The organism is Microbacterium bovistercoris, assembly GCF_003387575.1.
Lineage (GTDB): Bacteria > Actinomycetota > Actinomycetes > Actinomycetales > Microbacteriaceae > Microbacterium > Microbacterium bovistercoris.
Genome location: NZ_QUAB01000009.1, coordinates 16664 through 28232 on the forward strand (window position 1 = coordinate 16664; position 11569 = coordinate 28232).

The 11569-nt window shown below is 69.9% G+C and carries 8 protein-coding genes; 1 reads left to right on the plus strand and 7 read right to left on the minus strand.

The genetic code is table 11. The features are described 5' to 3' along the window. Nucleotides 1-7: 7 nt before the first annotated feature. The 6 genes from DY023_RS00520 to DY023_RS00545 form a co-directional block, all read right to left on the minus strand. Nucleotides 8-640, minus strand: coding sequence for an HAD family hydrolase (locus tag DY023_RS00520; protein WP_181905660.1), 633 nt, complete (start codon nt 638-640; stop codon nt 8-10). A gap of 74 nt (nt 641-714) precedes the next feature. Beyond that, nucleotides 715-1947: a molybdopterin molybdotransferase MoeA gene (locus DY023_RS00525; RefSeq protein WP_342770971.1), complete on the minus strand. Its 1233-nt coding sequence runs from the start codon at nt 1945-1947 to the stop codon at nt 715-717. Nucleotides 1948-2038: 91 nt separating this feature from the next. Continuing rightward, nucleotides 2039-2797 (minus strand): respiratory nitrate reductase subunit gamma, encoded by a 759-nt coding sequence (gene narI / locus DY023_RS00530; RefSeq protein WP_116240394.1) that lies wholly within the window; start codon nt 2795-2797, stop codon nt 2039-2041. Beyond that, nucleotides 2794-3489: a nitrate reductase molybdenum cofactor assembly chaperone gene (narJ, locus tag DY023_RS00535; protein ID WP_116240395.1), complete on the minus strand. Its 696-nt coding sequence runs from the start codon at nt 3487-3489 to the stop codon at nt 2794-2796. The genes narI and narJ overlap by 4 nt, the downstream gene beginning before the upstream one ends. Next, the gene (narH, locus tag DY023_RS00540) at nt 3486-5129 is read right to left on the minus strand and encodes a nitrate reductase subunit beta (protein WP_116240396.1); all 1644 of its coding nucleotides are present in this window, start codon (nt 5127-5129) and stop codon (nt 3486-3488) included. Before narH ends, narJ begins: the two co-directional genes overlap by 4 nt. Next, nucleotides 5126-8848 carry a nitrate reductase subunit alpha gene (locus DY023_RS00545; protein WP_220347213.1) on the minus strand — a complete coding sequence of 1241 codons (3723 nt, stop codon included), beginning with the start codon at nt 8846-8848 and terminating at the stop codon, nt 5126-5128. Before DY023_RS00545 ends, narH begins: the two co-directional genes overlap by 4 nt. A 188-nt stretch (nt 8849-9036) precedes the next feature. On the opposite strand from DY023_RS00545, the gene DY023_RS00550 reads away from it, so the two are divergent. After that, a complete protein-coding gene (locus tag DY023_RS00550; protein ID WP_116240397.1) occupies nt 9037-10260 on the plus strand; it encodes an MFS transporter in 1224 nt (407 codons plus the stop codon). A 33-nt stretch (nt 10261-10293) separates the two neighbouring features. On the opposite strand, the gene DY023_RS00555 is transcribed toward DY023_RS00550, so the two are convergent. Next, on the minus strand, nt 10294-11337 hold the full coding sequence (locus tag DY023_RS00555) for a cytochrome P450 (protein ID WP_116240398.1): 1044 nt from the start codon (nt 11335-11337) through the stop codon (nt 10294-10296). Nucleotides 11338-11569: the final 232 nt, after the last annotated feature.

Genomic DNA, 11569 nt, shown 5'->3' on the forward strand with positions numbered 1-11569 from the left:
CGGGCCGTCAGGCGAGGATCACGCGCACGGCGTCGGCGACGCTCGCCGCCGTGATCGTCGGCACCGGGTCGTCTGCCGAGGCCGGATCGGTGGTGATCCACGCGGTCTGCAGCCCGACCGCCTGCCCGCCCGCGACATCCATGTCGAGGCTGTCTCCGATCATCCAGCCGTCAAGGGCGGTGTCGAGGCGACGGGCGAGCTCGCGGAAGATCCCGGGTTCCGGCTTGCGGACATCGATCTCGGAGGAGACGACCCACCCGTCGACGAGTTCTGACAGCCCTGTCGCGCGGATCTTGCCCACCTGGTTGTCGACCATGCCGTTGGTGGCGATGCCGACCACCCAGCCCGCGGAGCGGAGGTCGATGAGCGCCGCACGGTCGGCATCCGTGCACCGGACCAGCGCAGGCATCCGGGTGCGGTAGTCGGTCCAGACGTCATCCGACGCGACCGGCAGCGCGAAGCGCCGGACGATCTCGGCGAAGACCTCCCCCTTGGGACGACGCTCCGCCAGGGCCGAGGAGATCGCCTCCACAGCGTCCGAATCGAGCGACCAGGTGCTCCCGAACTGCTGCGCCCACTCCCCTGCCGCGCTCTCCTGATCGACGAGAGTCCCATCGAGGTCGAGGATCGCGAGCGGCACGGCCACAGACTACGCCGTGCTGCCCCACCCGCGGGCGTCGTTCTCGTCAGTTCCGCTCGCTCGACGACCGGGCCTCACAGCAGCACGATGTCCACGAGGTCGCCCACCTCGACCGCGGACACCGACTCGGGCACGACGGCGTACGCCTCCGCCCCGCCGAGCCCCACCGCCAGGTGCGAGCCGGAACCGCCGCCGCTCGCCGACCGCACGACCGGCCTGGCAGGATCGGTGCGGTCGATCACCGCCGGCAGGTACTGCCGCCGCCCCGGCGCGGAGCGCCACGCCTCCCCCGCGGCAAGCCGCCACACCGCGCGCGAGATCTCAGCGCAGCCCTGCATCCGCAGCAGGGCGGGGCGCACGAACACCTCGAAGGACACCGCTGCGCTCACCGGGTTGCCCGGCAGACCGAACAGCAGCATCCCGTCATCCGTCGCTCCGAAGCCCTGCGGCTTGCCGGGCTGCATTGCGACCTTCGTGAACTCCATCGCGTCGCGCAGGCTCTGCCGCACCACCTCGTAAGCTCCGGCGCTCACTCCGCCGGAGAAGATCACCACGTCGGCGCCGAGTCCCGCGGCGAGCGCGACCGCCTCCGCGGGCCCGTTGCCGGAGTCGTCGACGACGCGACGCGCGACCACCTCGGCCCCGGTGTCAGCGACCAGCCCCGCGATCAGCAGGCTGTTCGACTCCGGGATCGTGCCGCGCGTCAGCGGCTGCCCGGGTGGCACCAGCTCGCTGCCGGTGGCCACGACCATCACCCGCGGACGGCGGGCCACCGCGACCTGCGCGATCCCCGCGGACGCCAGCGCCGACAGCTGCCGCGCGCCGAGCCGGATGCCGGCCGGAAGAACCTCCGCGCCGGCCGCGATGTCCTCCCCCGCGGCGCGCACATGCACGCCGCGGCGGCGCGGCGCGGCCAGGACGGCGGCGGATGCCAGGGAGCCGGCCAGTCCGCCGGCGGTGTCCTCGAACGGGACGATCGCGTCGGCATCCGACGGCACAGCGGCGCCGGTCATGATCCGGGCGGCTTCGCCCGGGCCGATCGCCGGGTCGAGGGCGCTGCCGGCCGGCACGTCGGCCACGACCCGCAGGGTCACCGGATGCTCGGGGCTCGCGTCCGCGACATCCGCGAACCGCACCGCGAAACCGTCCATCGCGGAGTTGTCGAACGGCGGCACGGCGTTGCCCGCGAGCGCCGGCCCGGTGAGCACGCGACCGGATGCCTCGTCCAGCCGCATCCGCTCGACGGCAGCCGGTCGCACGGCCGCGAGCACACGCGCGAGCTGTTCCTCGACGGAACGGAGGGTCATCAGGGGCGCCCTTCGTCTCGCTGCGCGGATCCTGAGCGAGGAGCGCAGCGACGAGACGAAGGGCGCTCAGGACCCGGGAAGAACGGACGCCTCACGGGCGACGCAGCCGAGCCGGGTCCGGCGCAGCGACCGGGTCCCAGCCGCGCTTGGGCGCACGGCTGCCACGCTGCTCGTCGCGAGACCGGTACACGATGTACGGCCGGAACAGGTATCCGACCGGCGCCGAGAACACGTGCACCAGGCGGGTGAAGGGCCACAGCGCGAACAGCAGGCACGCGGTGATCACGTGCAGCTGGAACAGCAGCGGCACGCCCACCATCAGCTCGGGATTCGGCTGGAAGATGATCATCCCGCGCATCCACGGAGAGATCGTCTCGCGGTACGCGAACCCGCCGCCGAACACCTGGTGCACGACCGTCGCCGCGGTGCCGAACAGCAGCGTCGCCCCGAGGAAGACGTACATCACCTTGTCCATGCGCGTGGTGGCGAGGAACACCGCCGCGACGGTGCGGCGCCGGAAGATCAGGATCGCCAGTCCCGCGAGGGTGAGGATGGCGGCCGCCGTCCCGAGCACCGTCGCACCGATGTGGTACATGTGCTCGTCGATGCCGATCGCATACAGCCACTCCCGCGGGATCAGCAGGCCCACGACGTGTCCGGCGATGACCATGAGGATGCCGAGGTGGAACATCGGCGACCCCCACTGCAGCAGCTTGTTCTCGTAGGTCTGCGACGAGCGGGTCGTCCAGCCGAACTTGTCGTAGCGGTACCGCCAGATGTGGCCCAGGATGAACACCGCCGCGCACACGTACGGCAGCACCACCCACAGCACGATCTGCAGAGTGCTCACGATTCCCCCTTCGTCCGGAACACCGGCATGGGCAGGCTGAGGCCGACCGTCTCGGTCGGCGGGCCCTCGTTCACCAGCGCGAGCACCCTCTCCTGGGTGCGCTGGTCCACCTTCGGCAGTGACAGCGTCACCGCGCGCACCACCAGCGCCCACGGGCTGTCCATGCCCTCGAGCGCTGCGCGCAGCACCTCGATGCCCTCGCGGTGCGCGGTCAGCAGGGCGCTCGCCACCTCGGAGTCCGAGCGGGCCGAGAACTCCAGCACCGCGGGCAGATAGTCCGGCAGCTCCGCCGCGTCGAACTCCCACCCGGCCGCACGGTACGCGTCGAGGAAGGCCACCAGCGCGGTGCCGCGCCGGCGGGTGTCGCCGGTCGCGAAGTAGCTCAGGTACAGCGAGCACTTCCGCTTCAGGTCGAACGTGTTCACGTAGTCGCGCTGCCAGGCCGATGCTCCGGCGCCGTCCGCCCGGTCGATGAACGCCGTCAGCGGAGCGGCGACCGCCGGTGGGAGACCTGCGGCGTGCGCGCGCAGCTCGCCGAACCGGTCGAACCACGCGGCATCCGGGTAGTCCAGCAGCAGCGAGGCGAGCATGTGCACGGTACGGCGCTGCGCGCCGGTCAGCCGCACGGGGGCCAGCGCCTCGTCCGGCATCCGCCGTCGAGGCGTGACGCGGGGCGGGAGGACGGTGCTCATGTGCGGTCCTCCGGCGGGAACAGGCCGTCCGGATGCCCGTTGCCGTCCCAGTTCAACAGGTTGACGCGCCCTCCGGTCGACGGACGGTCGGCCGTCTGCCGGTCGGCGAGAACGTGGAAGTTCTCCACCGCGACCGGAACGGACTGACCGCTCGCCGCACCGAACGGCCCACCGGCACCGCCCATGCCCGGCCCGCCGTCGTAGTCGAGTGAGCACGCCATCTCCTCGAGGTCGTGCGCCTGTTCGTAGTGCGCCGGCGGGATCACGTACCGCTCCTCGTACTTCGCGATCGCGAGCAGGCGGTACATCTCCTCGATCTCGGGACCGGTCATGCCGACTGCCTGCGCGATGCTCTCCTCGCGCACGTCGTCGATGCTGATCCCCCGCATGTACGAGCGCATCGCGGCGAGCTTCCGCAGCGCGGCATCCACAGGCGCGACGTCGCCCGCGGTGAACAGCTCGGCGAGGTACTCGATCGGGATGCGCAGCTTCTCGATCGCCGCGAACAGGGTGCGGGCGTCCTCGCCGTCGTTGCCCGAGCCGGTGACCACGTCGACCACGGGAGAGAGCGGCGGGATGTACCAGACCATCGGCATGGTGCGGTACTCGGGGTGCAGCGGCAGCGCCACCTCGTACTGCTGGATGAGCTTCCAGATCGGGCTGCGCTGGGCGGCGGTGATCCAGTCCTCGGCGATGCCGTCCCGGCGCGCCGCCTCGATGACCGCCGGGTCGTTCGGGTCGAGCAGCACCGAGCGCTGCGCCTCGAGCAGGTCGTGGTCGTTCTCGGTCGCTGCGGCCTCGGCCACGCGGTCCGCGTCGTACAGCACCAGGCCCAGGTAGCGCAGCCGGCCCACGCACGTCTCGGAGCATACGGTCGGCAGGCCCACCTCGATGCGCGGGTAGCACATGGTGCACTTCTCGGCCTTGCCGGTCTTGTGGTTGAAGTAGACCTTCTTGTAGGGACATCCGCTCACGCACATCCGCCACCCGCGGCAGGCGTCCTGGTCGACGAGCACGATGCCGTCCTCGGCCCGCTTGTACATCGCGCCGGAGGGGCAGGATGCCACGCAGGAGGGGTTCAGGCAGTGCTCGCAGATGCGCGGGAGGTAGAACATGAAGGCCTTCTCGAACTCGGCCGAGACCTCCTGACTCATCTTCTGCAGGATGGGGTCGTCCTGCATGGTCTCGATCGACCCGCCGAGGTCGTCGTCCCAGTTCGCGGACCACTCGATCTTCATGTCCTTGCCGGTGATCAGGCTCTTCGGCCGGGCCACCGGGGTGTGCTGCTCACCGCTGGGGGCGTTCACGAGCATGTCGTAGTCGTACGTCCACGGCTCGTAGTAGTCCTCCATGCCCGGCAGCTTCGGGTTCGAGAAGATGCGCGCGATCTTCGCGAGGCGTCCGCCCGAGCGCAGCCGCAGCCGCCCGCGCTTGTCGCGCACCCAGCCGCCCTGCCACTTCTCCTGGTCCTCGTAACCGCGCGGGTACCCCAGGCCGGGGCGGGTCTCGACGTTGTTGAACCAGACGTACTCGACGCCGGTGCGGTTCGTCCAGGCCTGCTTGCACGTGACGGAACAGGTGTGGCATCCGATGCACTTGTCGAGGTTCATCACCATCGACATCTGCGCCATGACTCTCATCGGTACTGCACCTCCTGATTGCGGCGACGGATGGTCGTCACCTCGTCACGCTGGTTCCCAGTGGGTCCGAGGTAGTTGAACGCCCAGGCCAGCTGCGCGTACCCGCCGATGAGGTGGCTCGGCTTGAGCAGGATCCTCGTCAGGGAATTGTGGATGCCGCCGCGCTGGCCGCTCATCTCGGAGATCGGCACATCGACCGTGCGGTCCTTCGCGTGATACATGTACACCGTTCCCTCCGGCATCCGGTGCGACACATTGGCGCGCGCGACCACGACGCCGTTGCGGTTGTACGACTCGATCCAGTCGTTGTCCCGCACCCCGATCTTCGCGGCGTCCTGCGGACTCATCCAGATCGTGGGGCCGCCGCGCGAGAGCGACAGCATGAACAGGTTGTCCTGGTACTCGGAGTGGATCGACCACTTCGAGTGCGGCGTCAGGTAGCGCACGTGCACCTCGGTGTGCGTGCTCTTCCCCGGCACCACATCGCCGAACAGCCGGTGCATGTCCAGCGGCGGCCGGTAGATCGGCAGCGCCTCGCCCAGCTCGTCCATCCAGTCGTGGTCGAGGTAGAAGTGCTGCCGCCCGGTGAGCGTGTGCCAGGGCTTGAGATGCTCGACGTTGATCGCGAACGCGGTGTAGCGCCGCCCGCCGTGCTCCGAGCCCGACCACTCCGGCGAGGTGATGACGCTGCGCGGCTGCACCGACACGTCCTGGAACGTGAGGTGCGTGCCCTCGTGCTCGTCGGCGAGGAACGCCATCTGCTGGCCGGTGTGCTTCTCCAGCGCCTTGAACCCCTGCACCGCGAGGCGGCCGTTGCTGGTGCCCGACATCGCCAGGATCATCTCGCAGGCGCGCTGGTCGCTGTCCAGCCGCACCGCCCCCGCGTACGGCCCGGACTCGACGGTGCCGTTCACGCGCTTCAGCCGCTCGATCTCGAGCTCGGCGTGGTACGTGATGCCCTTGGTCGTGAGCCCGAGCTTCTCGGTCAGCGGGCCCAGGGCCTTCCAACGCTCGGCGAGGTTCGGGTAGTCGCGCTCGACGACGGCCAGTTTCGGCATGGTCACCCCCGGCACCCGCGGCAGGTCCTCCACCCGGCCGTGCGGTGTCGCCATCACGTCAGGAGTGTCGTGCTGCAGAGGTGCGGCGACGATGTCCTTCCGCACCCCGAGGTGGGTGCGGGCCATCTCGCTGAACTTCTCCGCGAGCAGCCGGAACGACTCGAAGTCGGTCTTCGTCTGCCACGGCGGCGCGATGGCCGGGTTGAACGCGTGGATGAACGGATGCATGTCCGTGGACGACAGGTCGTACTTCTCGTACCAGGTGGCAGCCGGAAGCACGATGTCGCTGAACAGCGTGGTGCTGGTCATGCGGAAGTCCGCCGTCATCAGCAGATCGAGCTTGCCCTCGGGCGCCTTGTCGTGCCAGGTCATGTTCACCGGACGCGCGTCGGGCGCGGCTTCCGAGGCGCGCACCGCGGCATCCGTGCCGAGCAGGTGCTTGAGGAAGTACTCGTTGCCCTTGCCGGACGAGCCGAGCACGTTGGCCCGCCAGATGTTCATGATCCGCGGGAAGTTCTCCGGGGCATCCGGATCTTCCACCGAGAATCGCAGCGAACCCTCGTTCAGGCTGTCCACGACGTGCTGCGCGGGCTCCTTGCCCGCCGCCTCCGCCTCGTCGACCAGGTCGAGCGGGTTGCGGTCGAAGGTCGGATAGCTCGGCATCCAGCCGCGCTGCACCGACTCGACCAGGCAGTCGGCGGTGGTGCGGCCCTCGAAGCGGCCCGTCCCGAGCGGGGACGCGAGCTGGTCGGCCGGCAGGCCGTCGTAGCGCCACTGGTCGGTGGCGAGGTAGAAGAACGCGGTGCCGATGGTGTGCCGCGGCGGGCGGCCCCAGTCGGCGGCCGCCGCATACTGCTGGTAGCCCGTGATGGGGCGCACCTTCTCCTGGCCGACGTAGTGCGCCCAGCCGCCGCCGTTCACGCCCTGGCATCCGGTCATGGTCGTCAGCGCCAGGAACGTGCGGTAGATGGTGTCGGAGTGGAACCAGTGGTTGGTGCCGGCACCCATCAGGATCATCGACCTGCCGCCGGAGCGGTCGGCGTTGTCGGCGAACTCGCGGGCCACGCGGATGGCCTGAGCGGCCGGCACCGAGGTGTGCTCCTCCTGCCAGGCGGGCGTGCCGGGGCTCGTCGTGTCGTCGTAGCCCGTGGGCCAGTCGCCGGGGATGCCGTCACGACCCACGCCGTACTGCGCGAGCATCAGGTCGAATACGGTCGTGACCGTCTTGCCCGCGATCTGACGGGTCGGCACGCCGCGTACGATCACGCCCGAACCACCGGCGTGCTCCTGCCCGGGCTGCGGGTCGAGGTCGAACCGGGGCAGCCTCACCTCTGCGGCATCCCCCGCCCAGTCGGCGAGGTCGGTGACGGAAAGCGGCGGGACCACGTCGCCCAGGTCGAGGTTCCAGCGCCCCTCGTCCTCGGGGCTGAAGCGGTGGCCGAGCGATCCGTTCGGCACGACTGGGGCTCCGCTCGCGTCGAGAAGCACCGGCTTGAAGTCCGCGCGCGACTGCGCGGCGGCCTCGCCACCCAGGTCGGAGGCCGTGACGAACTTGCCCGGCACCAGACCGCCGTCGCGCTGCTCGAGCTCGACGAGGAACGGCGCGTCGGTGTACCGGCGCATGTAGTCCTGGAACCGCTCGGTGCGCTTCTCGACGAAGTGCTCGCGCAGGATCACGTGACCCATGGCGAGGGCGAGCGCAGCATCCGTTCCGGGGTGCGGAGCCATCCACTCATCGGCGAACTTCGTGTTGTCGGTGTAGTCCGGCGAGACGGTGACGACCTTCTGGCCGCGGTAGCGGGCCTCGGTCATGAAGTGCGCGTCGGGCGTGCGGGTCACTGGGACGTTCGAGCCCCACATCATCAGGTACCCGGCGTTCCACCAGTCGGCCGACTCCGGGACATCCGTCTGGTCGCCGAACACCTGCGGGCTGGCGACCGGCAGGTCGGCGTACCAGTCGTAGAACGACAGCATCGTGCCGCCGATGAGGTTGATGAACCGGGAACCGGCGCCGTGCGAGACCATCGACATGGCCGGGATCGGCGAGAAGCCGGCGACACGGTCGGGTCCGTACTTCTTGACCGTGTAGACGTGCGCGGCCGCGGCGATCTCCATCACCTCGTCCCAGGTGGTGCGCACCAGCCCGCCCTTGCCGCGGACGCGCTTGTACTTCCTGGCCTTCTCCGGGTCCTCGACGATCGACGCCCAGGCGTCGACAGGATCCGGATGCTGCGCCTTCGCCTGCCGGTACAGCTGGGCGAGCGTGTCACGGATGTAGGGGTAGCGGACCCGCGTGGGCGAGTAGGTGTACCAGCTGAACGCCGCGCCGCGGGGGCAGCCGCGCGGCTCGTACTCCGGGGAGTCCGGACCGACGCTCGGATAGTCGGTCTGCTGCGCCTCCCACGTGATGATGCCGTCCTTGACGTACACCTTCCACGAGCAGGACCCGGTGCAGTTCACGCCGTGCGTGGAGCGGACCACCTTGTCGTGCGACCAGCGGTCGCGGTAGAAGACGTCGCCCGATCTGCCACCCTCGAGGAACACCGCCCGAAGGTCTTCGGAGACCTCGCCGGGGCGGAGGAACCGCCCCATGCTCAGAAGTGCGTCTGCAAGCGGCCCGTCTGTCGCCGGCTCGCTCTCGGTGCGCATGGCGGGGGTCATCGCTTCTCCTTCTCCCGGGGAGGTCACGTTGTACTCAGCATCCTGCCCGGGCCCCTGGACCGTGACAAGGGCACGCCGTGTTTATTCCCGCCCCGAACTCTCACCTCGGTTAGACACGGCGGAAGTGGTGGTGCGGGGGTCTCCGCCCCGCTACTCTCTGGCACAAGACCTCGGGAAGGGACTCCTCGATGAGCGCGCAATCCACGACTGTGCCGTCCACCGAAAACTCGCTCAAGGGCGGATTCACCCAGGTGATCCTCGCCACGCTGGCCTCCACGGTCGGGTTCTGGGCCTGGATGGCGATCGCGCCGCTGCAGAAGACCTACGCCACCGAGATGGGTCTCGACGAGGGCCAGATCTCGCTGATGCTCGCCACTCCCGTGCTCGTCGGAGCGCTCGGGCGCATCGTCGTCGGCGCGATGACCGACCGCTTCGGTGGCCGGAAGATGTTCACGTTCGTGCTGCTCCTGTCGATCCCCGCGGTGCTGCTGGTCGCGCTGGCGGGGTCGATCAAGAGCTTCCCGCTGCTGCTGCTCGCGGGCTTCTATCTCGGCGTCGCCGGCACGATCTTCGCGGTCGGCGTGCCGTTCTCGAGCGCGTGGTTCCCGCCGGAGCGACGCGGATTCGCGAACGGCGTGTTCGGCATGGGCATGATCGGCACGGCGGTGTCGGCTTTCTTCACACCCCGCCTCGCCGAGGCCATCGGCTACTTCCCGACGCACCTGCTCATCGCGGCTCTGCTGCTGCTGATGGCGGTGCTGAGCTGGTTCTTCCTGCGGGAGTCGCCGGTCTGGCAGGCGAACGACGCCAAGCTGATCCCCAAGGTGGTCGGAGCGCTGAAGCTTCCGGTGACCTGGGAGATGTCGTTCCTCTACGGCATCGTGTTCGGCGGGTTCGTGGCGTTCTCGACCTTCCTGCCGAAGTACCTCACCACGATCTACCCCGATGACGTCGACGCGGTCGGCGCCGGCACCCGCACCGCACTGTTCGCCGTGGCCGCGGTGATCGCCCGCCCGATCGGCGGTGTGCTGGCCGACAGGTTCGGCCCGAAGGTGATCGCGCTGATCTCACTGGCGGGAATCGTCACGCTCGCGTATGTGGTCGGTCAGCAGCCTCCCGAGGGGATCGTCACCGGAGCCACCTTCATCTTCATGGCGGCCGCGATGGGTCTGGGCATGGGCGCGGTGTTCGCCTGGATCGGACCGTCGACGCCGAAGGACAAGGTCGGTGCGGTCAGCGGCGTCGTGGCCGCCGCGGGCGGCCTGGGCGGCTACTTCCCGCCGCTGGTCATGGGCGCGACATACAACGCCGAGACGAACTCGTACCAGCTCGGGCTGTGGCTGCTGGTGCTCGTCGGCGCCTTCGCGCTGGTCGTCGCCGGCATGCTGAAGGACGTCGGCAGGAAGAAGTAGAGCGGGGCTCCGGCGGATGTCGCGCCGGTCTCGTCAGCGCAGCACGACGTGCACCGTGCGCCAGCCGCCGATCGGCGGATCGTGCGGCACCGGCGGATGCTCCGGAGCAGGCTCGATCGCGGTCGTGGCCCGCAGCAGTTCGACGATCACGACGCGCAGCTCGGTGAGCGAGAGGTCACGCCCGGGGCACACGTGCGGGCCGATGCCGAAGACGACGTTGTCCGCGGCGTGGGCCTCGGGATCGAAGTCGCCCGAGAAGACGTCGGGGTCGCGGTTCGCGACGGCCCAGTCCAGCAGCACGGTCGCGCCCTGCGGCAGCTCCTGGCCGCTCGCGGTGGTGACGGGGCAGGTCGTGATGCGGCGGTTCGCGACGAACGGATCCTCGATGCGCAGGCACTCGTCCAGGATGGCGTCGACCTCGGCCCGCCGTTCCGGATCGTCGCCGAGGTCCCGCATCCGCTGCTGCAGCGCAGGCTCGTCGGCGAGCCGGCGCACGACGACTCCGACGCAGCGGGCCAGTGACCCGAGGTCGCCGGCGGTCCAATTGCGCAAGATGGAGACGATCTCCGGTTCGGTCAGCCGGCGCCCTCGCACATGCTCGTCGGCGAGGCGCGCCGTGACCGTTCCCGGTCGCGCCCGGTGCAGTTCATGGCGGACGATCTCGTCGAACGCTGCGGCGACATCCGCGTTGCGCTCCAGGTCCGGATGCCGCGCCGCGGCGTAGTTCTCCGCCATCCACATCCGCAGTTCGTCCTCGACGACCTCCGGCCAGCCCAGCCAGCGGCACTGCGCGCGCACGGCGAACACTTCTCCGAGCTCTCCGATGATCTCGACCGGCTCGTCGGCGGCGAGTTCCCGCACGGCTTCGTGGGCGGTCTCGGCGAGCATCGGCTCCAGTGCGGAGACGGCCTCCGACGTCAGGTGCTTCTCGATCACCGTGCGGAACGCGGCGTGCTCGGCGCCGTCCATGCCGTTCGGCACGTGCAGGTGCGTGGAGGTGCGGCTCGAGAACCGCTCGGGGTCGGTCGCCGCCGCCACCACGTCGGCATGCCGCTCCAGCCTGATCGCTCCGGTCATGCCCCCACTATCCCCGCGCGAGCTCCCGCGCGCCAGCCTCCGCCCCGTGAAAACCCGCCCTCCCGCACACGCGCACGGGACCGCTCCGCTTGGCGCTCGAACATCGGCGCCAGAGGCTTCCGGCCCTACCTCCCTCCCCCAGAGGCCATCCGCCGTCCCCGAAGCACCAGCGGGACGGGATGATCCCGGAGCGAACCTTGGGAGGGGCCGCCGGGAGGGCCGGGCTTGCCCG

What these genes read in the sequence shown, in the direction of transcription:
- DY023_RS00525 (WP_342770971.1), bottom strand. Translation starts at nt 1,947, where the DNA reads ATGACCCTCCGTTCCGTCGAGGAACAGCTCGCGCGTGTGCTCGCGGCC.
- DY023_RS00555 (WP_116240398.1), bottom strand. Translation starts at nt 11,337, where the DNA reads ATGACCGGAGCGATCAGGCTGGAGCGGCATGCCGACGTGGTGGCGGCG.
- DY023_RS00545 (WP_220347213.1), bottom strand. Translation starts at nt 8,848, where the DNA reads ATGACCCCCGCCATGCGCACCGAGAGCGAGCCGGCGACAGACGGGCCG.
- narJ (WP_116240395.1), bottom strand. Translation starts at nt 3,489, where the DNA reads ATGAGCACCGTCCTCCCGCCCCGCGTCACGCCTCGACGGCGGATGCCG.
- DY023_RS00550 (WP_116240397.1), top strand. Translation starts at nt 9,037, where the DNA reads ATGAGCGCGCAATCCACGACTGTGCCGTCCACCGAAAACTCGCTCAAG.
- narH (WP_116240396.1), bottom strand. Translation starts at nt 5,129, where the DNA reads ATGAGAGTCATGGCGCAGATGTCGATGGTGATGAACCTCGACAAGTGC.